At 70.3% G+C, this 24,619-nt stretch carries 22 protein-coding genes; 8 read left to right on the top strand and 14 right to left on the bottom strand.

Annotated features, from left to right (window positions below; translation table 11 throughout):
• Positions 1-13: 13 nt before the first annotated feature.
• Both cseB and cseC read left to right on the top strand, forming a co-directional pair.
• The gene (gene cseB, locus ACIRQP_RS04415) at positions 14-718 is read left to right on the top strand and encodes a two-component system response regulator CseB (protein ID WP_403883193.1); all 705 of its coding nucleotides are present in this window, start codon (positions 14-16) and stop codon (positions 716-718) included.
• Positions 715-2,025, top strand: coding sequence for a two-component system sensor histidine kinase CseC (gene cseC / locus ACIRQP_RS04410; protein ID WP_403883190.1), 1,311 nt, complete (start codon positions 715-717; stop codon positions 2,023-2,025). Before cseB ends, cseC begins: the two co-directional genes overlap by 4 nt.
• Before the next feature lie 34 nt (positions 2,026-2,059).
• Here the strand turns inward: cseC and ACIRQP_RS04405 are convergent, their stop codons facing one another.
• Together ACIRQP_RS04405 and ACIRQP_RS04400 are read right to left on the bottom strand one after the other, a co-directional pair.
• On the bottom strand, positions 2,060-2,500 hold the full coding sequence (locus ACIRQP_RS04405; RefSeq protein ID WP_403883187.1) for a VOC family protein: 441 nt from the start codon (positions 2,498-2,500) through the stop codon (positions 2,060-2,062).
• Positions 2,501-2,668: 168 nt separating this feature from the next.
• On the bottom strand, positions 2,669-4,312 hold the full coding sequence (locus tag ACIRQP_RS04400) for an MDR family MFS transporter (protein ID WP_403883184.1): 1,644 nt from the start codon (positions 4,310-4,312) through the stop codon (positions 2,669-2,671).
• Positions 4,313-4,433: 121 nt separating this feature from the next.
• On the opposite strand from ACIRQP_RS04400, the gene ACIRQP_RS04395 reads away from it, so the two are divergent.
• Entirely contained in the window at positions 4,434-5,012 is a 579-nt protein-coding gene (locus tag ACIRQP_RS04395) for a TetR/AcrR family transcriptional regulator (RefSeq protein ID WP_403883181.1), read from the top strand.
• Here ACIRQP_RS04395 and ACIRQP_RS04390 read toward each other — a convergent pair.
• Complete coding sequence (locus tag ACIRQP_RS04390; protein ID WP_403883179.1) at positions 5,002-5,670, bottom strand: M23 family metallopeptidase; 669 nt, start codon at positions 5,668-5,670, stop codon at positions 5,002-5,004. The genes ACIRQP_RS04395 and ACIRQP_RS04390 overlap by 11 nt on opposite strands.
• Before the next feature lie 487 nt (positions 5,671-6,157).
• Here ACIRQP_RS04390 and ACIRQP_RS04385 point away from each other — a divergent pair, with 487 nt between their 5' ends.
• Both ACIRQP_RS04385 and ACIRQP_RS04380 read left to right on the top strand, forming a co-directional pair.
• Complete coding sequence (locus ACIRQP_RS04385) at positions 6,158-6,511, top strand: trypco2 family protein (protein ID WP_403883176.1); 354 nt, start codon at positions 6,158-6,160, stop codon at positions 6,509-6,511.
• Between the two features lie 7 nt (positions 6,512-6,518).
• Positions 6,519-9,743, top strand: a complete 3,225-nt coding sequence (locus ACIRQP_RS04380) for an NACHT domain-containing protein (RefSeq protein WP_403883173.1) — start codon at positions 6,519-6,521, stop codon at positions 9,741-9,743.
• A gap of 107 nt (positions 9,744-9,850) precedes the next feature.
• Here ACIRQP_RS04380 and ACIRQP_RS04375 read toward each other — a convergent pair whose 3' ends face one another.
• The gene (locus tag ACIRQP_RS04375; RefSeq protein ID WP_403883170.1) at positions 9,851-12,373 is read right to left on the bottom strand and encodes an ATP-dependent Clp protease ATP-binding subunit; all 2,523 of its coding nucleotides are present in this window, start codon (positions 12,371-12,373) and stop codon (positions 9,851-9,853) included.
• Between the two features lie 433 nt (positions 12,374-12,806).
• On the opposite strand from ACIRQP_RS04375, the gene ACIRQP_RS04370 reads away from it, so the two are divergent.
• A complete protein-coding gene (locus ACIRQP_RS04370) occupies positions 12,807-13,445 on the top strand; it encodes an SCO3374 family protein (protein ID WP_403883167.1) in 639 nt (212 codons plus the stop codon).
• Here ACIRQP_RS04370 and ACIRQP_RS04365 read toward each other — a convergent pair.
• The 10 genes from ACIRQP_RS04365 to ACIRQP_RS04320 all read right to left on the bottom strand — a co-directional run bounded on the left by ACIRQP_RS04365 (position 13,424) and on the right by ACIRQP_RS04320 (position 21,976).
• Positions 13,424-13,759: an Lsr2 family protein gene (locus ACIRQP_RS04365; protein WP_030354444.1), complete on the bottom strand. Its 336-nt coding sequence runs from the start codon at positions 13,757-13,759 to the stop codon at positions 13,424-13,426. The two genes, ACIRQP_RS04370 and ACIRQP_RS04365, sit on opposite strands and share 22 nt — an antisense overlap.
• Positions 13,760-13,904: 145 nt before the next feature.
• Complete coding sequence (locus tag ACIRQP_RS04360; protein ID WP_403883164.1) at positions 13,905-14,444, bottom strand: amino-acid N-acetyltransferase; 540 nt, start codon at positions 14,442-14,444, stop codon at positions 13,905-13,907.
• A 9-nt stretch (positions 14,445-14,453) separates the two neighbouring features.
• Complete coding sequence (locus ACIRQP_RS04355; protein WP_403883160.1) at positions 14,454-14,978, bottom strand: BlaI/MecI/CopY family transcriptional regulator; 525 nt, start codon at positions 14,976-14,978, stop codon at positions 14,454-14,456.
• A gap of 128 nt (positions 14,979-15,106) precedes the next feature.
• Positions 15,107-15,295, bottom strand: a complete 189-nt coding sequence (locus ACIRQP_RS04350) for a hypothetical protein (RefSeq protein WP_403883157.1) — start codon at positions 15,293-15,295, stop codon at positions 15,107-15,109.
• 14 nt (positions 15,296-15,309) lie between these two features.
• The gene (locus tag ACIRQP_RS04345) at positions 15,310-15,918 is read right to left on the bottom strand and encodes a hypothetical protein (RefSeq protein WP_403883314.1); all 609 of its coding nucleotides are present in this window, start codon (positions 15,916-15,918) and stop codon (positions 15,310-15,312) included.
• A 218-nt stretch (positions 15,919-16,136) separates the two neighbouring features.
• The gene (locus tag ACIRQP_RS04340; RefSeq protein ID WP_403883154.1) at positions 16,137-16,934 is read right to left on the bottom strand and encodes a type III pantothenate kinase; all 798 of its coding nucleotides are present in this window, start codon (positions 16,932-16,934) and stop codon (positions 16,137-16,139) included.
• Entirely contained in the window at positions 16,934-17,980 is a 1,047-nt protein-coding gene (nadC, locus tag ACIRQP_RS04335) for a carboxylating nicotinate-nucleotide diphosphorylase (RefSeq protein ID WP_403883151.1), read from the bottom strand. Before nadC ends, ACIRQP_RS04340 begins: the two co-directional genes overlap by 1 nt.
• A gap of 2 nt (positions 17,981-17,982) precedes the next feature.
• A complete protein-coding gene (locus ACIRQP_RS04330) occupies positions 17,983-19,878 on the bottom strand; it encodes an L-aspartate oxidase (RefSeq protein WP_403883148.1) in 1,896 nt (631 codons plus the stop codon).
• Positions 19,875-20,894: a pantoate--beta-alanine ligase gene (panC, locus tag ACIRQP_RS04325; RefSeq protein WP_403883144.1), complete on the bottom strand. Its 1,020-nt coding sequence runs from the start codon at positions 20,892-20,894 to the stop codon at positions 19,875-19,877. The genes ACIRQP_RS04330 and panC overlap by 4 nt, the downstream gene beginning before the upstream one ends.
• A 74-nt stretch (positions 20,895-20,968) precedes the next feature.
• Entirely contained in the window at positions 20,969-21,976 is a 1,008-nt protein-coding gene (locus tag ACIRQP_RS04320; RefSeq protein ID WP_403883141.1) for a Rossmann-like and DUF2520 domain-containing protein, read from the bottom strand.
• Positions 21,977-22,055: 79 nt separating this feature from the next.
• Between ACIRQP_RS04320 and ACIRQP_RS04315 the strand changes: the two genes are divergently transcribed.
• Together ACIRQP_RS04315 and ACIRQP_RS04310 are read left to right on the top strand one after the other, a co-directional pair.
• Positions 22,056-23,306 carry a threonine aldolase family protein gene (locus ACIRQP_RS04315; RefSeq protein WP_403883138.1) on the top strand — a complete coding sequence of 417 codons (1,251 nt, stop codon included), beginning with the start codon at positions 22,056-22,058 and terminating at the stop codon, positions 23,304-23,306.
• Positions 23,307-23,499: 193 nt separating this feature from the next.
• On the top strand, positions 23,500-24,597 hold the full coding sequence (locus ACIRQP_RS04310; RefSeq protein ID WP_403883135.1) for a DUF5937 family protein: 1,098 nt from the start codon (positions 23,500-23,502) through the stop codon (positions 24,595-24,597).
• Positions 24,598-24,619 lie beyond the last annotated feature (22 nt).

Raw genomic sequence — 24,619 nt, 5'->3', positions numbered from 1 at the left:
TGAGATCCACAGGATGCCCGAGACCCATGTCCTGTTCGTCGAGGACGACGATGTCATCCGCGAAGCGACCCAGCTGGCGCTGGAGCGCGACGGCTTCGTGGTCACCGCCAGGCCGGACGGACTCGCCGGCCTCGACGCGTTCCGCGCGGACCGTCCTGACATCGCGCTGCTCGATGTGATGGTGCCGGGTCTGGACGGGGTCAGCCTGTGCCGGCGTATCCGTGACGAGTCGACCGTGCCCGTGATCATGCTGTCCGCGCGCGCCGACTCGATCGATGTGGTGCTCGGGCTGGAGGCCGGCGCCGACGACTACGTGACCAAGCCCTTCGACGGCGCGGTGCTGGTCGCCAGGATCCGCGCCGTACTGCGCCGCTTCGGGCACGCGGGCGGGCCCGCCCGGGAGGCCGGCGGACCGGGCGAGCCCGCTGAGAACGGGGTGCTGACCTTCGGCGATGTGGAGATCGACACGGAGGGCATGGAGGTACGCAGGGCAGGCGCGCCGGTGGCGCTGACGCCGACCGAGATGCGGCTGCTGCTGGAGTTCTCGTCCGCTCCCGGGACCGTGCTCTCCCGCGACAAACTGCTTGAGCGGGTCTGGGACTACGGCTGGGGCGGTGACACCCGGGTGGTGGACGTCCATGTCCAGCGGCTGCGCACCAAGATCGGTCAGGACCGGATCGACACGGTCCGCGGCTTCGGATACAAGCTCAAGGCATGAAACGGCCGACCCTGCGCACCGGAGTCCGGTGGAAGATCAGCATCGCGATCGCGGCGGTCGGCGCGCTGGTCGCGGTGGCGCTGAGTCTGGTGGTGCACAACTCGGCGCGGGTCTCGATGCTCGACAACTCGCGCGAGGTGCAGATGGAGCGGCTGCTCTACGCGGAGCGGATGTACGAGTCCACGAAGGAGCCCAAGCTCGGCACGAAGCTCAACGACCCGGCGCTCCCGCACGACCTGCGCGCGAAGATGAACGAGGGCCGGCGCGCGACCCATGTGCAGCAGACCGCGAGCGGTGTGCCCGATGTGTGGGCGGCCGTCCCGCTGAGCAACGGCGCGGTGCTCTCGCTGCACAGCACGTTCGCCGACTCCACGACGATCATGAAGGATCTGGACCGGTCGCTGATCATCGGTTCGGTCGCGGTGGTCTTCGGGGGCTGCGCCCTGGGTGTGCTGATCGGCGGGCAGCTCTCGCGGCGTCTGCGCAGGGCCGCCGCGGCGGCGGGGCGGGTCGCGCAGGGCATTACGGAGGTGCGCGTCGGGGACGCCGTCGGCGGCGTCGTACGGGACGAGACGGACGAGCTGGCCCGCGCGGTGGACGCGCTGACCGACGCGCTGAACGAGCGCATAGAGGCCGAGCGCCGGGTCACCGCGGATATCGCCCACGAACTGCGTACGCCGGTGACCGGGCTGCTGACCGCCGCCGAACTGCTGCCGCCGGGCCGCCCCACGGAGCTGGTACGGGACCGGGCCCAGGCCATGCGCACGCTGGTCGAGGACGTACTGGAGGTCGCGCGGCTCGACAGCGCCTCGGAGCGCGCGGAACTCCAGGAGATCGCTCTCGCCGAGTTCGTCGAGCGGCGGGTGGGGGTGCTGGACCCCGCGATCAAGATCAAGGTGGTGCACGAGTCCTGGGTCAGTACCGATCCGCGTCGGCTCGAACGCATCCTGGGCAATCTGCTGGCCAACGCGGCCAAGCACGGCGGGACGCCCGTCGAGGTGACGGTCGAGGGCCGGGTGGTACGCGTACGGGACCACGGCCCCGGCTTCCCGGACGCCCTGCTGCAGGAGGGCCCGAGCCGCTTCCGTACGGGCGCGACCGACCGCGCGGGCCACGGCCACGGGCTGGGCCTGACCATCGCGGCGGGCCAGGCCCGGGTCCTCGGAGCGCGGCTGACCTTCCGGAACGCGACACCCGAGGGCATCGAGGGCCGGGACGGCTCGGGCGGCGCGATCGCGGTCCTCTGGCTCCCGGAACACGCCCCGACGACGACCGGCAGTTTCCCGATACTGAAGCCGCCGGGCTGAGCCCGCCGGGCAGGCGGGACTTTGAAGACAGGTCCTAGGCCCATTCCTTGTCCAGGTCGAGGTCCTCGCGCGGCTGCGTGAACGAGAACCAGTTGCCGGAGTCGTCCCGCAGGATCGCCTCCGTACCGTACGGACGCTCCTGCGGCGGCTGCACGAACTCCACCCCGCGCGCCCTGAGCTTCTCGTAGTCCCCATGGATGTCGTCCGTGGCCAGCGCACCCGCGCCCAGCACGCCCTTGGCGACGAGCGATCTGACCGCGGCGGCGGACTCCTCGTCCATCACCGGGCTGCCCGGCACCATGAGGGTCAGCACCACCTCGGGCTGGTCCTTCGCGCCGACCGTCACCCAGCGCATCCCTCCCTCGCCGAGCGTCATGTCCGTACGCAGCTCCAGGCCCAGCTTCTCGGTGTAGAACTCCTTCGCGCGGTCCTGGTCCAGGACCCAGACGGTGGAAATGGCAAGACCCTTGATCATGGGGCGCTCCCTCGTCGAAGGTGTGATGTCGGCGGCGAACGGCGCCGCCTGCCCCGCCCCCGCGGGCGACTGTCCACACCTCGATGCTGACACGTACCACTGACAACGGCCCCTGGCGCCGATGCGCCGGGGGCCGTTCCCATCATCCGGAAGAGATCCCGGAGGGAATCAAACGGACTGCGTGATCCTGTCGTCCGCCTGGCTGGACGCCGGCGCGGACTCGGGCTTCGGCTCCCCGCCCCGCAGCGGGACCTCCTTGACGAAGAACGCCGCGACGAAACCGATCACCGCGATGGCCGCGCCCAGCGTGAACGCCGCGTGCGTACCGGTCGACACCGCGTGCTGATACGCCTCGCGCACCACGTCCGGCAGCTTCGCCAGGCTCGCCGCGTCCAACTGGGTCGACTGCTGGGTGGCTCCCGCCCCGCCCGCCCCGGCACGGGCGGCCATCTCGTCCTGCACCCGGCTGGTGAACAGGGCGCCCATGATGGCGGCGCCGAAGGAGCCGCCGAGCGTACGGAAGAGGGTGGTGGTGGACGAGCCGACGCCCATGTCCTTCATCTCGACGCTGTTCTGCGCGACGAGCATGGTGATCTGCATCAGAAAGCCCATGCCCGCGCCGAGGACGGCCATGTAGAGGCCGGAGGTCAGCCGCGAGGTGCCGGTGTCCATCTGCGCCAGCAGGAACAGGCCGACGACCATCAGGGCGCCGCCCACGATCGGGAAGATCTTGTACTTGCCGCTGCTGGTGGTGATCCGGCCCGCGATCAGCGAGACGGCCATCATCGACAGGAGCATCGGCAGCAGCAGCAGCCCGGAGTTGGTGGCCGAGGCGCCCTGTACGGCCTGCTGGTAGAGCGGGAGGAAGAGCACCGCGCCGAACATCACGAAGCCGGTCAGGAATCCGATCACGGACATCAGCGAGAAGTTGCGGTTGCGGAAGATGTGCAGCGGCATGATCGGCTCGGGGACCTTGGTCTGCACGAAGACGAAGCCGACGAGGGCGACCACGCCGATCGCGATCAGCTCCATGATCATGGCGGAGCTCCAGGCGTACTCCGTACCGCCCCAGGTGGTGACCAGCACGATCGCCGTGATGCCGACGGTCAGCAGCGCGGCACCGAGATAGTCGACCTTGGCCTTCGTCCGGTCCTTGGCGGGCAGATGCAGGACGGCCGTGATCATCACGAGCGCCAGCGCGCCGAGCGGCAGATTGATGTAGAAGCTCCAGCGCCAGCCGAGGTGGTCGGTGATGGTGCCGCCGACGAGCGGTCCGCCGATCATCGCGAGCGCCATGACGCCGGCCATCATGCCCTGGTACTTGCCACGCTCCCGGGGCGGTATCAGGTCGCCGATGATCGCCATGACGCCGACCATCAGACCGCCGGCGCCCAGGCCCTGGACGGCCCGGAAGCCGATCAGCTGGCCCATGTCCTGGGCCATGCCGCTGAGCGCCGATCCGATCAGGAAGACCACGATCGAGGTGAGGAAGACGCCCTTGCGGCCATATATGTCGCCGAGCTTGCCCCAGATCGGCGTGGAGGCGGCGGTCGCCAGGGTGTACGCGGTGACCACCCAGGACAGATGCGCCAGGCCGCCCAGCTCACCGACGATGGTCGGCATCGCGGTACCGACGATCATGTTGTCCAGCATCGCCAGCAGCATCGCGATCATGAGCGCGAGCAGCACCACGCGCACGCTGCGCGGCTGTGGCGCGGGCTTCTTCGCGCTTTCCGGACTTCCTGGGCTTGCCGAGCTCCCTGGACTTCCTGGGCTCTTCTGCAGCTTCGTCTGCTTCCCGGTCGGACTCATCGTCCCCACTCCCCTGTACTCCCCTGGTACTTACTTGCCGCCCGGCAAGTTGACTACACTGGGGTAACGTAGACCCCCTACTTGCCGGGCGTCAAGTAAGTTATTTCTCGGGAGAGCACCCATGGGCAGCACACAGCACCCTCGGCGGGGGAACACCCGCCAGCGCATCCAGGACGTCGCGCTGGAGCTCTTCGCCGAGCAGGGGTACGAGAAGACGTCACTACGGGAGATCGCCGAGCGGCTGGATGTCACGAAGGCGGCGCTGTACTACCACTTCAAGACCAAGGAAGACATCCTGATCAGCCTCTTCGAGGATCTGACGCGCCCGCTCGACGACCTGATCGCCTGGGGCGGTACGCAGCCGCACACCCTGGAGACCAAGCAGGAGATCCTGCGCCGCTACAGCGAGGCGCTGCAGAGCGCGGCCCCCCTCTTCCGCTTCATGCAGGAGAACCAGGCGGCCATCCGCGAGCTCAGCGTCGGCGAGACGTTCAAGGGACGGATGATGGAGATGCTGGATCTGATCCAGGACCCGGACGCCTCCATGAAGAACCGGGTCCGCTGCGTCAGCGCGCTCTTCACGATGCACGCGGGGATGCTCGCCCTCAGAGACATCGAAGGAGACCCCGAGGAGAAGCGCAAAGCCATCCTGGAGGTCTCCACCGAGCTGATGAGCCAGGCTCATCGGGTCACACCTTGACGCCCTCCGAGCGCAGGAACGGGACCGGGTTGATACCCGAGCCGTAGTTCGGGGTCGTACGGATCTCGAAGTGCAGGTGCGGGCCGCTGGTGTTGCCGGTGTTGCCGGAGAGCCCTATCACCTCGTCGGTCTTGACCTTCTCGCCCACGTACACCTTGACCTTGGACAGGTGCGCGTACTGCGAGTACATACCGTCCTTGTGCTTGATCACGATCGCGTTGCCGTACGCGGGGCCGTCACCGGCGCCGTTCGAGCCGGCCTTGACGACGGTGCCGCTGTGGGCGGCGTGGACCGGCGTACCGACCGGAACCGCGAAGTCCTGGCCGGAGTGCTTGTGCGCCCACATGTTGCCGCCGAGACCGAAGCCGGCGCTGAGCGTGTAGTGCTTGACCGGGTCGGTCCAGGAGGCGGCCTTCTTGGCGTTCGCCTTGGCGTCGTCCGCCTTGGAGGCGGCCTTGGCCTGGACGCCGGCCTGGTGCGTGACGGCCGAGACGGTCGCGTTGGCCGCAGTGGCGCCGGTGGCCGCGTCACCACCGGTCGCGGCGAACGCGGCCCCGGCTCCGGCCGCCAACGACACTCCGAGTCCGGCAGCCAGGACACCGGCACGGGTACGAAGGACGGACGGTCGGGCCAGACGGGACAGCTTGCGCGGCGACATACGGGTAAACCTCCGGGGATCAAGGGACCCGGCGCACAAGAGGCGAGAGCCGGGCTGGCCACACCTTGGTAACCCGGCCCCCACCTCATCCCAAAACACCCCATCTACGGCATTACGTCGTAGCGATCCCCACGGCGGTTCGCCTCTTGACGCCCTCGGCCGACGCCGCACAGTGGTGTGTTATGCAGCGATTTCAACCTGTTTAATGGCACGTGAAACGCCAGGGAACCGCCAGCCGGTCCCGGCGCGCGGCGCGGCCGGCGCCATCCGGCGAAAGCCCCGCCCGCGGCAGGGCCGAACGTCCCCGCCGATGCCCGGCGTCGCCACTATGACCCCTAGTAGGGTCGGAAACGCCTGTGCTGCTTGTCACGGCCGCTGGGTAGGAATGCCTTCCGATTCAGGACCAAAGTCCCGGTTACTCCGGCCGAACACCGGCAGGTACCCACTGCCTCGTACCGCGGGAATCCCGCCCAAGGGGGACGCCACCATGACCGCCTCGTCCGACGGCCACGACTTCGACGGCATCGAACTCGCCGACGCCATCGAGTCCGTACGCGACCAGCTCCTCGACGCCGCCACCCGCGCCACGGACCGGCCCCTGGCCTTCGAGGTGGACGACATACAGATGGAATTCACGCTGGAGCTGCGCAAGGAGGCCAAGGCCGGCGCCAAGGTCAAGGCATGGGTGGTGGAAGCGGGCGCGGACGCCGGCCGCGCGACGGGCCGCACCCACAGGGTCGCGTTCACCCTGAAGCCCCGGGACGCCCGCACCGGCGCGCCGTGGAAGGTCGGCAACGAGGACCAGGGCAGTACGGCCGGATTCGGCCGCGGCCCGAGGTGAGCGCGCGATGAGCCGCGACAGAGTCGTCGCCGTACTGGGCGATGCGCAGGGGACGGGGGTACTGCTCGCCCCCCACCTCGTACTGACCTGCGCACATGTCGTCGGCGGCTCGAAGACACCAGCGATCGCGCACCCGAGCCGCGCGGGGCACATCGCCACTGAGGTCCAGTGGCGCGACGACGCCCTCGACACCGCGCTGCTGTACATCGACCACAGCGGCCTCGACGCGGAATGGTTCCCCCCGTTCGGCCGGCTCCGGATCGGCGCACTCGCCACCGAGTCACCGCTCCCGCACTGCGAGATTCTGGGTTTCCCGGACATCCAGCGGTACGGGGACGACGGCGCCCTGGACCTGGACCAGTACCGTGCCACGGTCCTCCCCGCCGCCGGCTCCGTCCGTGGCGCGCTGGTCTGTGAGCTGGATCACCCGGCGGCCGCCGAACGCCACGACGGCACCTCGCCACTGGAAGGGCTCTCCGGTGCGCCGGTCTTCGCGGGCCCTGTGCTGCTCGGACTCGTCACGGAGGTCCCTCGGGGCCGAAACCACGTACGTGTCGAAGGCGTGCCGATGGACCGGATCCTGGCGACCGATGTCTTGATGGACTCGTTCCGATCCGAGTCGGTCACCGACTTCCACCCCCGGGATCAGCGCTTCGAGGACGAGTACGCGAGGGCCCTCAAGGCCCGCTACCGCAAGACGCGGATCTTCGGAATCGACGAACTGGGCACCAACGAAGCCACCTGGGACCTGGATACGGCGTATCTGAGTCTGGAGGCAGGACAGCGGGACGGGCTCGTCCCCGACCCGCGGGTCCCTTTCGGATCCGCTCCTGCCCAACCCCGCCGGATCGACGACCTGCTGGCGGACCGGCCCCGTACGCTGCTGCGCGGCGAGGCGGGCGCGGGCAAGACCACCCTCGTCTGGTGGCTCGCCTCCCACGCGGCGTGCGGCACGCTCGACCCCGAACTCGCGGCTCTCAACGGGCTGGTGCCGTTCGTCGTCCCGCTGCGTACCGTGCACGCCCGCGGCCTCGGCCTTCCGACACCGGCCCAGCTCCCCGCCGCGGCGGGGATTCTGGCGGATGAGGCGCCTCGCGGCTGGGCTCGCCGTGTGCTGGAGTCCGGTCGCGCCCTGCTCCTGGTTGACGGCGTGGACGAGGTGCCGGAATCCGGCCGTGAGAACGCCCGTACGTGGCTCACCGAGCTGCTGAGTCTCTACCCCGGCACCCGCTGTCTCGCCACGGTGCGTCCGCTCGCCGTCGAGCAGGACTGGTTATGGCCCGAGGGCTTCGAGGAGCTTCAGCTCCTGCCCATGTGCGACAAGGACATCGAGGCCTTCGTCATCGCCTGGCACAGGGCGGCGCGGCTCGAATGGGACATGTGTGCCGACGAACAGCGCGCTGCCGCCGAGCGCGGCGAACTCGACCGCCTCGAAGCGGAATTGCGGACACAGTTCGAGCAGAACGAGGCTCTGAGCGCCCTCGCCCGGACCCCACTCCTCTGCGCGGTCATCTGCGCCCTGCACCGCCGCAGAGGCGGCCTCCTCCCGGACACGCGCTGGGAGCTGTACCGTTCCACCCTCGCGATGCTCCTGGGCAGCCGGGACGCCCAGCGCAGGATCAGCAGCCCCGAGGGCATCACGATGGGCTTCGACGAGCATCAGGAGCTGTTGCAGTCCATCGCGGTCTGGCTGGTACGGGGCGGCCAGGCGCAGCTCTCGCACCAGGACGCGGAACGCCAGATCGAGGTGGCGATGCGGCGACTGCCACAGGTGAGATCGCAGGGCTCGGCGGCGGCCGTACTCACGCATCTGCTCAATCGCAGCGGTCTGCTCCAGGAACGCGGCGACGAGGCAGTCCAGTTCATCCACCGCACCTTCCAGGACTATCTGGCGGCCCGCGCGTTCATCGAGGACGGATCGCTCGTTGAACTCCTCCAGAACGCCCATGACGAGCGGTGGCACGACACGATTCTGCTGGCGGTCGGCCACTGCCGCCCCCACGAGATCCGCGGGCTGATCGGCGGCCTGCTCGCCACCGGGGAGGCCGCCCCCGACCGTACGCGGCGCGAGGCGCTGTACGTACTCGCCGCCCGCTGTCTCCTCAACGCCGTCGTGGTCGACGAAACGGTCGGTGAGGAGGTCGCCGCGCGTGTACGCGGCATTGTTCCGCCCCATCCGATGGCGCCGGAGGAAACACTTGCCTCATTGGGGCCCTATGTACTGCCCTTCCTTCCCGGTCCGTCCGGGCTCGATTCGGTGACGGCCGAACGCGTCGCCCGTCTCATCTGCGAAATCGGCGGCCCGGAGGCCATTCCCTTCGCGCGTCCGTACGCGCTGCACGAAAGCGCTTCGGTGCGATCACAGTTCGCGATGAGCTGGAGCCGATTCCCGGCGGAGGAGTACGCGCGGGAGGTCCTGGCGTGTATGCCGTTGGCGGACACGATGCTCGTCGTGACCGGTGCCGACCAATTGCGGCACCTTCGCGAACTGCCCGCCGTCGAATCACTCGGACTCACCGGCAGTTGCGACGGAACACAACTCCGCTCATTTCTTCCGGGTGTTGACTTCGGGCAGCTGCGCATCCGCTCCAACAAAACGCTGGACGAGCTGTCGTTCCTCCGTGAACTGCCGCGGCTGAACTTGCTGGGGTTGTCCGGCTGTTCAGCCCTGAAAGACCTCTCGGGGCTGCGGGAGTCGGGGATCGAAGTGCTCCGCATGGAGGTGGGCCGGCTCACGCACGCGCATCTCTCTCCCCTCCATCAGATGCCGAAACTCTCGTCGCTGCGGCTCAGCTACGGAGATTCGCCGCTCGCACAACAACTGCCCACCGCACACCCCGATGTAGAGAGCCTCACCATCGAGTGCGATAAACCGATCGACTTCTCCTCGCTCCCCGAGTGGACCTCGCTCCGCTTCCTCACTTTGTCGTTCGGCTCCTGCACCTGGCTGGTCCACAGCGGCCAGGGCATGGCCCCCACCCGCCAGGTACGCGATCTCAGAGTCCGTATCAGGTCGGGATATGCGGGACTGGCACACCTGGCCGGGATCTTTCCCTCTCTCTCGCTGCTCGAAATCACCACGGAGGTACCGGAGAGCCGCGAGCTGGATCTGACTCCCCTGCGGAGCCTGCCCGGCCTCCGGGTGGAGATCGTGCCGCTCCGGCACGCCGTACCGCCCACCGTCATCGGCGGTGAGCCCTTCGGCGACCGGCTGACCGTACGCACCGGCTGACCGTACGCGGCTGAGGCACGGCCCCACGCACAGAAGGGGCTGCCCCGGACCGTGGAGAACACGGTCCGGGGCAGCCCCTTCGGTCACTCAGCCCTGGGGCCTGAGCCTCATACGTCCTTCGTCAGGTTCGGGCCGCCGCCGGCCGCCTGCTCGATCGGAGGGACGTCCGGCAGAGGCGACTTCTCCTCGCCGCGGAAGGTGAACTTCCTCGCCTCGCCCTCGCCCTCGGTGTCCACGACCACGATGTGACCGGGGCGCAGCTCGCCGAAGAGGATCTTCTCGGAGAGGACGTCCTCGATCTCGCGCTGGATCGTCCGGCGCAGCGGCCGGGCGCCCAGGACCGGGTCGTAACCCTTCTTGGCCAGCAGCGACTTGGCGTTCGCGCTGAGCTCAAGGCCCATGTCCCGGTCCTTCAGCCGCTCGTCCACCTTGTCCACCATGAGGTCGACGATCTGGATGATGTCTTCCTCGGTGAGCTGGTGGAAGACCACCGTGTCGTCGACGCGGTTGAGGAACTCCGGCCGGAAGTGCTGCTTCAGCTCTTCGTTGACCTTGTTCTTCATCCGCTCATAGTTGGTCTTGGTGTCGCCCTGGGCGGCGAAGCCCAGGTTGAACCCCTTGGAGATGTCCCGGGTCCCGAGGTTGGTCGTCATGATGATGACCGTGTTCTTGAAGTCCACGACCCGGCCCTGGGAGTCGGTCAGCCGACCGTCCTCCAGGATCTGGAGCAGGGAGTTGAAGATATCGGGGTGGGCCTTCTCGACCTCGTCGAAGAGGACGACGGAGAACGGCTTCCTGCGCACCTTCTCGGTGAGCTGGCCGCCCTCCTCGTACCCCACGTATCCGGGGGGAGAGCCGAAGAGACGCGAGACCGTGTGCTTCTCGCTGAACTCCGACATGTCGAGAGCGATCAGCGCGTCCTCGTCGCCGAAGAGGAACTCGGCGAGCGTCTTGGACAGCTCCGTCTTACCGACACCGGACGGGCCGGCGAAGATGAACGAGCCACCGGGACGCTTGGGGTCCTTCAGACCCGCTCGCGTACGGCGGATCGCCTGCGAGAGCGCCTTGATGGCGTCCTTCTGGCCGATGACGCGCTTGTGGAGCTCGTCCTCCATGCGGAGCAGCCGCGAGGACTCCTCCTCGGTGAGCTTGAAGACCGGGATGCCCGTGGCCGTCGCCAGCACCTCGGCGATCAGCTCCTCGTCCACCTCGGCGACGACGTCCATGTCGCCGGCCTTCCACTCCTTCTCCCGCTTGGTCTTCGCGGCCAGCAGCTGCTTCTCCTTGTCACGGAGAGACGCCGCCTTCTCGAAGTCCTGGGAGTCGATGGCCGACTCCTTGTCACGGCGGACGCCCGCGATCTTCTCGTCGAACTCGCGGAGGTCCGGCGGAGCGGTCATACGGCGGATACGCATCCGGGAGCCGGCCTCGTCGATCAGGTCGATCGCCTTGTCCGGCAGGAAGCGGTCCGAGATGTAGCGGTCGGCGAGCGTCGCGGCGGCGACCAGGGCGGAGTCCGTGATGGACACGCGGTGGTGCGCCTCGTAACGGTCGCGCAGACCCTTGAGGATCTCGATCGTGTGCGGCAGCGACGGCTCCGCGACCTGGATGGGCTGGAAGCGGCGCTCCAGGGCCGCGTCCTTCTCCAGGTGCTTGCGGTACTCGTCAAGCGTCGTCGCACCGATGGTCTGGAGCTCGCCACGGGCCAGCATCGGCTTCAGGATGCTCGCCGCGTCGATCGCGCCCTCGGCGGCACCCGCACCCACCAGGGTGTGGAGCTCGTCGATGAACAGGATGATGTCCCCGCGGGTGCGGATCTCCTTCAGGACCTTCTTCAGCCGCTCCTCGAAGTCACCGCGGTAGCGGGAACCGGCGACGAGCGCGCCGAGGTCGAGGGTGTAGAGGTGCTTGTCCTTGAGGGTCTCGGGCACCTCGCCCTTGACGATGGCCTGGGCCAGCCCCTCGACGACCGCCGTCTTTCCGACGCCGGGCTCGCCGATGAGCACGGGGTTGTTCTTCGTACGGCGGGACAGCACCTGCATGACCCGCTCGATCTCCTTCTCGCGCCCGATGACCGGGTCGAGCTTGGATTCGCGGGCGGCCTGGGTGAGATTCCGGCCGAACTGGTCGAGGACCAGGGACGTGGAGGGCGTGCCCTCGGCAGGACCGCCCGCTGTGGCGGCCTCTTTGCCCTGGTATCCGGAGAGCAGCTGGATGACCTGCTGCCGCACCCGGTTGAGGTCGGCGCCCAGCTTCACGAGGACCTGGGCGGCGACGCCCTCGCCCTCGCGGATCAGGCCGAGCAGGATGTGCTCCGTACCGATGTAGTTGTGGCCCAGCTGAAGAGCCTCGCGGAGCGACAGCTCCAGGACCTTCTTGGCACGGGGGGTGAAGGGGATGTGGCCGGACGGGGCCTGCTGCCCCTGCCCGATGATCTCCTCCACCTGCTGGCGGACCGCCTCGAGCGAAATCCCGAGGCTCTCCAGGGCCTTAGCGGCGACACCCTCACCCTCATGGATAAGGCCCAGGAGGATGTGCTCGGTGCCGATGTAGTTGTGGTTGAGCATCCGGGCTTCTTCCTGAGCCAGGACGACAACCCGCCGCGCGCGGTCGGTGAACCTCTCGAACATCGTTAATCGCTCCTCAGAGCGGTCAGGCAGTAAAGGGGTCGGTCCCCTCCCTGTCCTTCCGCAGCTTAGTCCCGCAAGCGGGGACCGCTCATTCCAACTGCCGACTACCTGTCCCAGGCTCCCAGCCCCGAACACTGGACAACAGCTCCAACCCGATGGTGCGAGACGATGTTCCCGCAGGCCAGGCATATACCCCCACCATCAGTACGCCGATGGCGAACGTGAGACGCCCGGAACCGCGTGTCGCCCCTTCCCACTAGGAATGTCCTACCCGCAAGCAGTGACACTCCATGCGGCGCACCCCGATTCCCTCCGCTACGGGCGAACACCCTTGCACTCCCGAACGCGCCCGCGCGCCCCCGAGTTGGGAACTCTCCGCAATCGAAGCCGAACCCAGCGTAACTCCGGGCGGGGTTGGGGAGTTGCCCCGGGTATGTCCTCCACCGTCCCGCTCCCCCGCACCCCGCTCGAAGGGGGCCGCGCGCAGCGGCCCGACCCCGCGCACGACGCGCGGTCGTTCGCGCGGTGGTACGAGAAAGGGCTGGGCTGGGCGACCGTCGCGGGGCCGCCGCTCCAGCTGCTCACCGGGCTCCGCTTCGACGTACTGGAGCTGCCCGCGGACGCGGGGGACGCCGTGTTGCGGCGGACCGGCGCGACGGGGCCGGTGGCGCTCCACGGGGAGCGGATGGCGTTTCTGGTGGCCGCGGGGAGCGCCGACGAGGTGCCGGGGCTGCTCGACTGGCTGGAGTGGGGCGGGATCGCCCTGGGCCTGACCGCGCTCGGCGCGGACGGACGGATGCCGGCTCCCGTACCGCCCCGGTGGTGGTGCGCCACGGCTGCCGCCGCGGTGGGGGCCGCCGTCTGGCTGCGGCCCCCCGAGCCCGGACGCGAGGTGGAGCCGACGCTGCCGGCGCTCGCACCGTTCGGGTACGGCGGCGGTGACGGGGGCAGCGGTGGGGGTGCCCCCGATCTCGTACGACTCGTGGACGCGGCGGCGACGGAGTGCCACCGGGCCCGTTTGCTGCGCGGAAATACTCTTCGTACGAGAACTCAGCCGTTGGCCTTCTCGTAGGCTTCGCGGATCTCAGCGGGAACACGGCCGCGGTCGTTGACGCTGTAGCCGTTCTCCTTCGCCCACTTGCGGATTTCCGCGGTGTCCTTGTTACCGCCCGCGGCGACACGGCCCTTGCCACGGCTCCCCGCGGCACGACCGCCGGTACGCCGGCCACCCTTGGTGTACGGATCGAGCAGACCCCGCAGCTTGTCCGCATTGGCGGTCGTGAGGTCAATCTCGTAGGTCTTGCCGTCCAGAGCGAACGTCACCGTCTCGTCCGCCTCGCCGCCGTCGAGGTCATCGACAAGAAGGACCTGAACCTTCTGTGCCACCGGATTTCCTTTCATCGAAAAATGCAGTACGCGGAAAGGAAACCGCTTTTCTCAGGAAAACACAAACCCCCGGCAGAGGTTCAGTCCCGCGAGAACACGGGAAACGTGCGCGATTCGGACATAGGGTCTGGTGTCTTCCCGGCGGTCACAGGTGCAGAAGCATCCGGCTGTTGCCCAAGGTGTTCGGCTTCACCCGTTCGAGACCGAGGAACTCCGCAACACCCTCGTCATAGGAACGCAGCAGCTCTCTGTACACATCTCCGTCGACCGGCGTCTCGCCGATCTCCACGAAGCCGCGCTTCGCGAAGAACTCGACTTCGAAGGTGAGACAGAATACGCGCCGCACTCCGAGCCAGCGGGCGGTCTCCAGCAGCTTGTCCAGTAGTTGATGCCCGGCGCCGGTGCCCCTGACGGCGGGATCCACGGCGAGTGTGCGTACTTCGGCGAGGTCTTCCCACATCACATGCAAGGCACCGCAGCCGATGACACTCGCGTCCTCGTCGCGTTCCGCGACCCAGAACTCCTGGATGTCCTCGTAAAGCGTCACCGGCGCTTTGTCGAGCAGGATGCCTTCGCTCACGTAAGGGCCCACGAGACGGCGGACCGCCGGTACATCCCTGGTCCTGGCCCGTCTGACGGTGAGGGCATTTGCTTCGGCATTGGGAAGCGGAACGGCTCGCGGCATGACTGGACGCTATCGCCCCGACTCACGCCCGGCGTCGGCGCCCTCGTCCGGCTCTTCGGACGCTTCCGGCTCTTCCCGCTCTTCCGGTTCTTCCCGGTCTTGCACAGCGGCGCCTTCGTTACTGACCGCTTCCGTTTCCGTACTGATCGCTTCCGTATCGGCTTCTTCGGAAGCGTCCCGGCGCACCAGGGCGACCGCGTCCTCCAGCGACCGGCGCTGCTCGGGCGACATCATGCCGAAGAAGGCGACAAGCGCGGCGGCGGGGTTGTCGCTCTTCGACCAGGCTTCGTTCATCAGGGCCGCGGCGTAGGCGGCGCGGGTGGAGACCGCCGTATATCGATAGGCGCGGCCGTCGACTTCCCTGCGCACCCAGCCCTTCTGATGGAGATTGTCCATTACGGTCATGACAGTGGTGTAGGCGATGGACCGCTCCTGCTGAAGGTCTTCGAGGACTTCCCGGACGGTGACCGGACGGTTCCATTGCCAGACGCGTGTCATGACGGCGTCTTCCAGGTCTCCCAATTGTCGGGGCACAGCGCCACCATAGTGCGAGATGTCCGAATCGCCGGTTATTGACGTAACAAAAAGGACGTACGACTGGAATCAGTCGTACGTCCCGGTCATATGTTGAGTGCACAGCGCCTCAGGCGCTGTCGCGCACCTCAGACGCCGTGCGGACCCGGGGTACCACCCTGCTGCCGGGCGGCCTCCGCGCGGGCCATCGCCGCGTCGACGGCGGCGTCCTCCTTGGACTTGTTGGGACCGCCCTGACTCTTGACGATCGTCACGACCAGGCCGATGAAGAAGGCGGCCATCACCACGGGAGGCAGGAGCGCGGATACGTAGTCCATGCCGTCCAGAGTAGCTATCCGGCGGCGCGCTCCTCCGGCGGGGGCGTGGGTCGGCGGCGCGGGGGGAAGACCTCGGACGGCTTGGGCATCGGGCGGTCCTTCTCGGGGCGCTCCGGCCGGCCGGGCCGGCGGGGCTCGCGGGGCTCTCGCGGCTTGCGGGGCTCGCGGGGCTCCTGGGCCGGTTCGTCGGCGGCGCGTCCGCCGGGGAGCGCGAGCAGGCGCGTGCGGGGCGCGGGGGCCGTGGCGGCGGGGACACCGGCCAGTACGGCGCGCACCGACCTGTCCGCGAGCCGCCGGCAGCGGTCGAGCAGGGCCGCCGCGACCGGATTGCCGCGCAGGGCGCGCAGCGCCGCGAGATCGTCGGGCCGGGGGCGGTAGCCGGCCGCCAGGGCGTCCTGGAGAAGCTCCAGATAACCCGTGAGAGACCCGGGAAGAGCTTCCCGGTACCTCGCGAGGTCGGCCTGGAGGAAGGCCCGCAGGCGTCCGGCCTCGCGCACGGCCTCGTCCACGGACTCGGCGAGGGCCAGGCAGGCCCGGACGTCCTCGTTCGGGAGCGGGGCGGGATGGAGGGCAACGGCGAGGGCACGTCGGAGCACACTCAGCTCGTCGGCACCGAAGGCCATGCCGCCGCGGGATCCGTATGGCGTGGGCATGCGGCGACACTACGCGCCAAAGGGACAAAATCCGCTTAACGCCCCTCTTCTGGCGCGGCCCGCCCGCCGAACGAGGGACGGACGAACGAGGGACCGGCGAACGGGGTACGACGGTGCTCCCCGCCCGCGCCGTTCACCGCCCCTGCCGGGTGCCTCCGGGTGTCGTCCGGCGTCCGGCGTCCGGGTGCTCACATACGCGAGACGTTGCGCTCGTACACCAGGCGCAGGCCGATCAGGGTGAGCCAGGGCTCGTGCTCGTCGATCACGGACGACTCGCCCAGCACCATGGGGGCGAGGCCACCGGTCGCGATCACCGTGACCTCCTCGGGGTCCTCGGCCAGCTCACGCGCCATCCGCGCCACCACCCCGTCGACCTGGCCGGCGAAGCCGTACAGGATGCCCGCCTGCATCGCCTCGACCGTGTTCTTGCCGATCACGCTCCGCGGCCGGGCCAACTCGATCTTGCGCAGTTGGGCGCCCTTGACACCGAGCGCCTCGACCGAGATCTCGATGCCGGGGGCGATGACACCGCCCGCGTACTCGCCGCGCGCGCTGACCGCGTCGAAGGTCGTCGCCGTACCGAAGTCGACGACGATCGCCGGGCCGCCGTACAGCTCGACCGCCGCGACCGCGTTGATGATGCGGTCGGCGCCGACCTCCTTGGGGTTGTCCATCAGGATCGGCACGCCCGTCTTGATGCCGGGCTCCACGAGGACGGCGGGAACGTCGCCGTAGTAGCGGCGGGTCACCTCGCGCAGTTCGTGCAGGACGGACGGGACCGTCGAGCAGATCGCGATCCCCTCGATGCCGTCGCCCAGCTCGTCGCCGAGCAGCGGGTGCATCCCCATCAGTCCCTGGAGGAGCACGGCGAGTTCGTCGGCGGTGCGGCGGGCGTCGGTGGAGATGCGCCAGTGCTCGACGATCTCCTCGCCGTCGAACAGGCCGAGGACGGTATGGGTGTTGCCGACGTCGATGGTGAGCAGCATCAGGCTCCGGCCTCTCGCAGGTCGAGGCCGATGTCGAGGATCGGGGAGGAGTGGGTGAGCGCGCCGACCGCGAGGAAGTCGACGCCCGTCTCCGCGTAGGCGCGCGCGTTGCCGAGGACGAGCCGGCCCGAGGACTCCAGGACCGCGCGGCCCGCGACGATGCCCACGGCCTCCGCGGTCTCGGCGGGGGTGAAGTTGTCCAGCAGGATCAGATCGGCGCCCGCGTCCAGGACTTCGCGGACCTGGTGGAGGGTGTCGACCTCGACCTCGATCGGTACGTCGGGGAACCGGTCCCGTACGGCCTTGAACGCCTCGGCGACCCCGCCCGCCGCGACGACGTGGTTGTCCTTCACCAGGGCCGCGTCGGAGAGCGACATCCGGTGGTTGACCCCGCCGCCGCAGCGCACCGCGTACTTCTCCAGGGCGCGCAGCCCGGGGGTGGTCTTGCGGGTGTCGCGGACCTTGGTGCCGGTGCCTTCGAGTACGTCGGCCCACGCGCGCGTGGCCGTCGCGATACCGGAGAGCCGGCACAGCAGGTTGAGCGCGCTGCGCTCGGCGGTGAGCAGGTCGCGGGTGCGGGTGGTGACGCTCAGCAGCTTCTGGCCGGCCTCGACGCGGTCGCTGTCGGCGGCATGGCGCTCGACGGCGAACTCCTCGGTGCAGACGAGGGAGAGCACGGCCTCGGCGATGTGCAGGCCCGCGACCGTACCGCTCTCGCGGGCGGTGAAGTCGCCGGTGGCGACGGCGTCCTCGGCGACGGTCGCGACGCTCGTCACGTCCACGCCGTGGTCGAGGTCCTCGGCGACGGCGACATGCGCGATGTCCTCGACCTGGACGGGGTCCAGGCCCGCGTCGGCGAGCAGCTCCGCGAGAGCGGGGTCGAGGCCGCACTCCAGGTCGTCGGGTCCGTAGCCGTCCGCGTCGGCGGAGCAGCCGCAGCCGTCGCCGCAGCCGCCCTGGGCGGTGGGCGTCGCGGCCGGGGCGCCGATCTGGATGAGCGGTACGTCCACGGGCTCGGGGCGCGGACTGTCTTGGGGCGTGCTCACGGTTACGGCTCCCTGGGGGCGTCGGCGGGGGGTGGGGTTGCGGGGCTGGGCGCGGTGGGAAAAGCGGGGCTGGGCGCGGTGGGAAAAGCGGGGCTGGGCGCGGTGGGGAATGACGAGCTGGACGCCGCGGCGGTGGACACGGGGCCGGGGTCCACGGGCGGGAACGCGGCCGTAGCCGTGCGGTGCAGTACCGGCCGGCGGTCGGGCGTCAGGGTGATCACGAGATGGCGGGCCCAGTCGGTGTCGTCGCGCTCGGGGCGGTCCTCGCGCCAGTGGGAGCCACGGGTCTCCTCGCGCTCCAGGCCCGCGGCGACCAGGACCCGGGCGACACAGAGCAGATTCGACGTCTCCCAGGATTCGACGCCGGGGACGGCGGGCTTTCCGTGGCCGGGGCCGTCCTGGTCCTGAGCCTGCTCGTACACGGTCTCCAGGGCCGCCGCGGCGGTGCCCAGGCTTCCGGCGGATCTGAGCACGCCCGCGCCCTCGGACATGATCCGCTGGATTCCGGCGCGGGCCTCGGGGGCGATGAGCGGCAGCAGGACGGTGCCGGCCGGTCCGGCCGGGAGGGCGGTGGGCCCGGACGTCGCCGCCGCGGGGCGCGGCGCGGCCGTGCCGTCCGCCACGCTGCCCGGTGTGGGGTTCGCCGCCGGGTCCGCCGCGATGTCCGCCGCTATGCGTTCCGCGAAGACCAGGCCCTCCAGGAGGGAGTTGGAGGCCAGCCGGTTGGCGCCGTGGACGCCCGTGCAGGCGACCTCGCCGCACGCGTACAGCCCCGGGACGGTCGTCCGCCCGCGCAGGTCCGTACGGACTCCGCCCGACGCGTAGTGGGCGGCCGGCGCCACCGGGATCGGTTCCGTGACGGGGTCGATGCCGTGCGCCCGGCAGGCCGCCAGGATGGTGGGGAAACGGGTTTCCCACATCGCGGCGCCGAAGTGCGTGGCGTCCAGATACATGTGCTCGGTGCCCTGCTCCCGCATCCTGCGCGTGATCGCCTTGGCGACGATGTCGCGCGGGGCCAGCTCCGCCAGTTCGTGCTGTCCGAGCATGAACCGGACGCCGTCGGCGTCGACGAGATGGGCTCCCTCGCCCCGTACCGCCTCGGAGACCAGCGGCTGCTGGCCCTCGGCGCCGCTGCCGAGGAAGAGCACCGTCGGGTGGAACTGCACGAACTCCAGGTCGGAGACCTCCGCGCCCGCCCGCAGCGCCAGCGCCACCCCGTCGCCCGTGGAGACGGCTGGGTTGGTCGTCGCCGAGAAGACCTGGCCCATGCCGCCGGTGGCCAGGATCACCGCGGGGGCTCGGACCGCGCCGACCCCGTCGTGCTGGCCCTCGCCCATCACATGCAGGGTGACGCCCGACGCACGGCCGTGCTCGTCCGTCAGCAGGTCCAGGACCAGCGCGTTCTCAACCGTACGGAGCGCCGCGTCGCGGACCGCTTCGACCAGGGCGCGGGAGATCTCGGCGCCGGTCGCGTCGCCGCCCGCGTGGGCGATACGGCGGCGGTGGTGACCGCCCTCGCGGGTGAGCTGGAGCTCGCCGGTCGCGGAGGTGTCGAAGTGCGCGCCGGTGCCGATCAGCCGCCGTACGGCCGCGGGGCCCTCGGTGACGAGGGTGCGGACCGCCTCCTCGTCGCACAGGCCCGCGCCCGCGACGAGGGTGTCCGCCAGATGCTGTTCGGGGGTGTCGCCCTCGCCCAGCGCCGCGGCGATGCCGCCCTGCGCCCAGCGCGTGGAGCCGTCGTCGAGGCGGGCCTTGGTGACGACGACCGTACGGAGCCCGGCGGCGGTGCAGCGCAGGGCCGCGGTGAGACCGGCGACGCCGGAGCCGACCACGACGACGTCGGCGTCGATGGCCCAGCCGGGAGCGGGGGCGGTCAGCCGTATACCGGTTCCGGTCATTGGGAGGCTCCGAAGGTCAGTGGGATGTTGTCGATCAGCCGCGTGGCACCGACGCGCGCGGCGACGGCGAGGACCGCCTCGCCGGTGTGGTCGTCGGGGACCTCAGTGAAGTCGGCGGGGTCGACAAGGGCGAGATAGTCGAGGGTCAGCGGCGGTACGGACCTGGCCGCCTGGTCGAGGACGGCGCGGGCCGCCGCCCGTACGCCGTCGGCCCCGTTCCAGTTCTCTCCCGCGCTGCCGGCGGCGGCCACCGCGTGGGCGTCGGCCGCGAGCCGGGCCTCGCCGAGGGCGGAGAGCCCGGCGGCCCGCGCGCCGGGCGTGGGCGCGTACTCGGCGCGGGCGCGCAGGGCCTGCTGGGCGCCGAGCCGGTCGTGGGCGGCGAACAGGGCCCGGGACAGCGCGAGGGCGGTGCGGCGCTCGGGGACGGACAGATAGCGGTTCCGGCTGGACAGCGCGAGACCGTCGTCGGAACGGACCGTCGGTACGCCGACGATCTCGGCCGGGAAGTTCAGATCGCGGGTCATCCGGCGGACCAGGGCGAGCTGCTGGGCGTCCTTCTGACCGAAGAAGGCGGCATCGGCCCGGGTGAGGTGGAGCAGCTTGGCGACGACGGTCAGCATCCCGTCGAAGTGTCCGGGGCGCGAGGCGCCTTCGAGGCGCGCGCCCATGGGGCCCGCCGTGACCGTGACCTGGGGGGCTCCGCCGGGGTAGACCTCGTCGGCGGACGGCGCGAAGACGGCGTCGGCGCCCGCCTCCGCCGCGGTCTTCAGATCGGCTTCGAGCGTGCGGGGGTAGCGCTCCAGGTCCTCGCCGGCGCCGAACTGGAGCGGGTTGACGAAGACGGTGACCACGACGAACCCGTCGGGTCCGGCATGGGCGCGGGCGGCCCGTACGAGGCTCGCGTGCCCGTCGTGGAGCGCGCCCATGGTCATCACCACCGCGATACGCCCGGGGGCCGCGCGCCTCTCCAGGAGGCGGTCGAGGTCCGCGCGCGTGGGGGCGAGTTCGAAGCTCATCGGATGGTCTCCACGTCTCCAGGATGCGCGTGCGCGGTCATCTTCGGGATGCGCGTCAGGATGCGTACGCGTGGTCATCGGGTGCCTCCGACGCCGTCCCCGCGGGCATCTCCGGGGGTGGCGCCGCCGGCGAGGACGTCGAGGAGGTCCTCCGCGAGCTCGGGCTTGAGCAGACCGTGCGCCAGCGCCCGGTCGGCGGTCGTACGCGCCATCGCGAGGTACCCGGCCACGGCGCCGGGCGCGTGCGCGCGCAACTCGGCGACATGCGCGGCGACCGTGCCCGCGTCCCCGCGCGCGACGGGTCCGGTGAGGGCGGCGTCCCCGGAGCGCAGCGCGTTGTCCAGGGCGGCGCCGAGCAGCGGGCCGAGCATCCGGTCGGGCGCCTCGACCCCGGCGGTGCGCAGCAGCTCCATCGACTGGGCGACCAACGTGACCAGGTGGTTCGCGCCCAGCGCCAGGGCCGCGTGGTAGAGCGGACGGGACTCCTCCGCGATCCACTCGGGCTCACCGCCCATCTCGATGACCAGCGCCTCGGCGGCGAGTCGCAGCTCCTCGGGAGCGGTGACGCCGAAGGAGCAGCCGGCCAGCCGCTGGACGTCCACCGAGGTGCCGGTGAAGGTCATCACGGGGTGGAGGGCGAGCGGCAGGGCGCCGGCGCGCAGGGCCGGGTCGAGCACCTTCGCGCCGTACCGCCCCGACGTGTGCACGAGCAGTTGTCCAGGCCGTACGGCGCCGGTCTCGGCGAGGCCGTCGACCAGTCCGGGCAGGGCGTCGTCGGGAACGGTCAGCAGCACCAGGTCGGCGCGCGCGAGGACGTCGGCGGGGGTAACGATCGGGACGTCGGGCAGCAGCGCGGCCGCCCTCCGTACCGAGGCGTCCGATACGCCCGAGACGGCGACCGGACGGTGTCCGGCGAGCCGCAGGGACGCGGCCAGGGCGGGGCCGACACGGCCCGCTCCGACGACGCCGACCGTGAGCCGCGCGGGGCGGTCCCGGGGGTCGAAGGGTTCCTGTGCTGATGGGTTCACGCGGTGGGGCCTTCCGTTCCAGTCCGCGGTGGGTACCGGACGATTTCTCGCCATGCTACGCCAGCGTCGCGCTCCGCCACTTGACTGTCCACAGGCTGTGGGCAGGGCGCCGCGCGTGGGCAATGATCGGTCCATGGGAAAGACGAGTGAGCAGGCCGGTGGAGCCGATCGGGTCGATCGGACCGATGGGGTCGATGGGGTTGACGGGGTCCATGAGGCCGAGCAGGACGGCGAGAAGACCGCACAGGCCGCGCGGCGGCGCAGGCTCGCCGCATGGCGGGCGTCGGAGCGCGTGATGGTCCGTGCGCCGATGGACCGGCCGATGGGCGAACGGCTGACCGCCCTGGCCGCGGACGCGGGGTCCGTGTACGACATGGACGAACAGCCGGACCTGTACGGCGACGGGATCGTCGCGGAGCTGGAGCGGCGGGTGGCCGCGCTGCTCGGCTTCCCGGCCGCGGCCTTCTTCCCGACGGGCACGATGGCGCAGCAAGTTGCGCTGCGCTGCTGGGCGGGGCGTACGGGCAACAGCACGGTGGCGCTGCATCCGCTCGCCCACCCCGAGGTGCACGAGGCCGGTGCGCTGTCGGTGGTCAGCGGGCTGCGTACGGTCCATCCGACCAAGGAGCCGCGGCTGCCGACCGCCGGGGAGATCCGGGACCTGGCCGAGCCGTTCGGCACGCTGATGCTGGAACTGCCGCTGCGCGACGCGGGGTTCGTCCTGCCGTCCTGGGACGAGCTGGTGGCGACCGTGGACGCGGCGCGTGAGCGGGACGCGGTGGTGCATGTCGACGGCGCGCGGCTGTGGGAATGCGCCCCGCACTTCGGGCGCCCGCCGGCCGAGATCGCGAGCCTCGCGGACAGCGTGTACGTGTCCTTCTACAAGTCGCTCAACGGGCTGTCGGGCGCCGTGCTCGCCGGTCCCCCGGAGCTGGTGGAGGAGGCGCGGGTCTGGCGGCACCGCTATGGGGGCCAGGTCTTCCAGCAGTACCCGGCGGCGCTGGCGGCCCTCATGGGCCTGGAGCGCGAACTGCCCAAGCTGCCCTCGTACGTGGAGCACGCGCGCGTGGTGGCCGCGGCGCTGGCCGAGGGCTTCGCGGCGTCCGCCGTCCCGTGGTTCCGCGTACACCCGGAGCCGCCGCACACCCATCAGTTCCAGGTGTGGCTGCCGTACACCCCGGACGTGCTGAACGAGGCGGCGGTGCGGCAGGCGGAAGAGACGAAGACGGCGCTGTTCCGGGTCTGGTCGGCCCCGGCGGCCGCCGTTCGTGGTCTCTCCTTCACTGAAGTCACGGTGGCGGAGCCGGGGCTGGAGTGGACGGCGGAGGAGGTACGGGCGGCGGTCGAGGAGTTCGTGACCCGCGTGCTGGAGGCGCAGTCCTGAGGGATGTCGCGGGGAGGGGGCCTACCGGGTCCTGAAGAGCGCCCCTCCGAGCTGGTACGGCGCGGAGGGGCGCCCCGCCGGGCTCTACGGAAAGCCCGGAGCGTTCTGAGAATCCGGAGCGCCGGGCGCCGGGTAGCCGAGCTGACGCCCGGTCGGCGGACCGGTTGTCAGTGGCAGCGTGCACCATGTCCTCATGAGCGTGTTCATCGACATCACCGGCCTGCCCCCGGAGCGGATCGCCTTCGGCCCGTCCCCGCTGGCGGAGCTTGGTGCCGCTCTGCACGCACTCTCCGAGCCCGCCCACCACGCCCGGCTGCACGGCTGGATCACCACCACCTCCGCCGGGCTCAAGCCCGAGCTGGCCGACCGGCTGCACGAAGCGGACTTCCTGTGGCGGTCGACCCGCGCCGACATCCTGCTGCCCGCCACGCCCCGGGAGACGCTCGCCGAGGAGCTGGACGACCTCGATCTGATGGACGACGAGACGTATGTGGCGGCGGCGCTGGAGATCTCCTGTGCCAGCCAGTACGGCGAGGGTCTGCCCTCACCGCTCGTCGACGCGGGCGTGCGGCAGCGCGCCCTGGAGCTGGCGGCGGCCCGTGGTCCACGCCAAGCCGCGTTCGTACGGCAGATGCTGGCGGATCCGCCCGGGGTCAGGGCCTGGATACGGCGGCTGCTCGAAGACTGCGAGGAGGCGTTCTTCGCGGACACCTGGCGGCGCGTCCGTGTCCAGCTCGCCGCCGACGCCCGGCACAAGACGGAGACGCTGCGCCGCAAGGGTCTCGCGGAGGCCGTCGCCGCCGTCTCCCCCGCCGTCACGCTGGAGGAGGACGGGCTCCGTACGAGGATCGTGGTGGACAAGCTGACCCATGGCCGTACGGCCGCGACGGGAGCCGCGGGACACAGGCTGACGTTCCTGCCGACCGCCTTCGGCTGGCCCCATCTGCTGGCGCTGAGCACGCCCGGCTGGCAGCCGGTCGTGCAATACCCGGTCTCCACGCGGGAGCTGACGGACGCCACGCCCGTCGACACGGTCAAGCTGCGTCTGGAGGCGGTCGCGCACCCCATGCGGATGCGGCTGTGCCGGAGCCTGGCCCGCGGCTCGTACTCGACGAGCGAGCTGGCGGATACGTACGGGATCACCGCGCCCGAGGTCTCCCGGCATCTCGCGGTGCTGCGGAAGGCGGGGCTGCTGACGACCCAGCGACGCGGACGCTATGTGCTGCGTCAGCTGGATGTCGCCGTGGTGGCCCGGCTCGGGAGCGACTTCCTGGAGGGGGTGCTGCGCTGACGGCACACCGGCCCCGGGAAGC

Source organism: Streptomyces sp. NPDC102274 (genome assembly GCF_044766385.1).
Classification (GTDB): Bacteria; Actinomycetota; Actinomycetes; order Streptomycetales; family Streptomycetaceae; genus Streptomyces.
This window is presented reverse-complemented; position numbering and strand designations above follow the sequence as displayed.

Bases quoted from the DNA above. Each gene is read 5' to 3' on its own strand.
- ACIRQP_RS04370 (WP_403883167.1), top strand. From the start codon at position 12,807: ATGTCCTCCACCGTCCCGCTCCCCCGCACCCCGCTCGAAGGGGGCCGC.
- ACIRQP_RS04320 (WP_403883141.1), bottom strand. From the start codon at position 21,976: ATGGCGAGAAATCGTCCGGTACCCACCGCGGACTGGAACGGAAGGCCC.
- ACIRQP_RS04360 (WP_403883164.1), bottom strand. From the start codon at position 14,444: ATGCCGCGAGCCGTTCCGCTTCCCAATGCCGAAGCAAATGCCCTCACC.
- panC (WP_403883144.1), bottom strand. From the start codon at position 20,894: ATGAGCTTCGAACTCGCCCCCACGCGCGCGGACCTCGACCGCCTCCTG.
- ACIRQP_RS04390 (WP_403883179.1), bottom strand. From the start codon at position 5,670: ATGTCGCCGCGCAAGCTGTCCCGTCTGGCCCGACCGTCCGTCCTTCGT.
- ACIRQP_RS04340 (WP_403883154.1), bottom strand. From the start codon at position 16,934: ATGCTGCTCACCATCGACGTCGGCAACACCCATACCGTCCTCGGCCTG.
- ACIRQP_RS04315 (WP_403883138.1), top strand. From the start codon at position 22,056: ATGGGAAAGACGAGTGAGCAGGCCGGTGGAGCCGATCGGGTCGATCGG.
- ACIRQP_RS04385 (WP_403883176.1), top strand. From the start codon at position 6,158: ATGACCGCCTCGTCCGACGGCCACGACTTCGACGGCATCGAACTCGCC.
- cseB (WP_403883193.1), top strand. From the start codon at position 14: ATGCCCGAGACCCATGTCCTGTTCGTCGAGGACGACGATGTCATCCGC.
- ACIRQP_RS04350 (WP_403883157.1), bottom strand. From the start codon at position 15,295: ATGGACTACGTATCCGCGCTCCTGCCTCCCGTGGTGATGGCCGCCTTC.
- ACIRQP_RS04345 (WP_403883314.1), bottom strand. From the start codon at position 15,918: ATGGCCTTCGGTGCCGACGAGCTGAGTGTGCTCCGACGTGCCCTCGCC.
- ACIRQP_RS04405 (WP_403883187.1), bottom strand. From the start codon at position 2,500: ATGATCAAGGGTCTTGCCATTTCCACCGTCTGGGTCCTGGACCAGGAC.
- ACIRQP_RS04375 (WP_403883170.1), bottom strand. From the start codon at position 12,373: ATGTTCGAGAGGTTCACCGACCGCGCGCGGCGGGTTGTCGTCCTGGCT.
- ACIRQP_RS04380 (WP_403883173.1), top strand. From the start codon at position 6,519: ATGAGCCGCGACAGAGTCGTCGCCGTACTGGGCGATGCGCAGGGGACG.
- ACIRQP_RS04310 (WP_403883135.1), top strand. From the start codon at position 23,500: ATGAGCGTGTTCATCGACATCACCGGCCTGCCCCCGGAGCGGATCGCC.
- ACIRQP_RS04395 (WP_403883181.1), top strand. From the start codon at position 4,434: ATGGGCAGCACACAGCACCCTCGGCGGGGGAACACCCGCCAGCGCATC.
- ACIRQP_RS04330 (WP_403883148.1), bottom strand. From the start codon at position 19,878: ATGACCGGAACCGGTATACGGCTGACCGCCCCCGCTCCCGGCTGGGCC.
- ACIRQP_RS04400 (WP_403883184.1), bottom strand. From the start codon at position 4,312: ATGAGTCCGACCGGGAAGCAGACGAAGCTGCAGAAGAGCCCAGGAAGT.
- cseC (WP_403883190.1), top strand. From the start codon at position 715: ATGAAACGGCCGACCCTGCGCACCGGAGTCCGGTGGAAGATCAGCATC.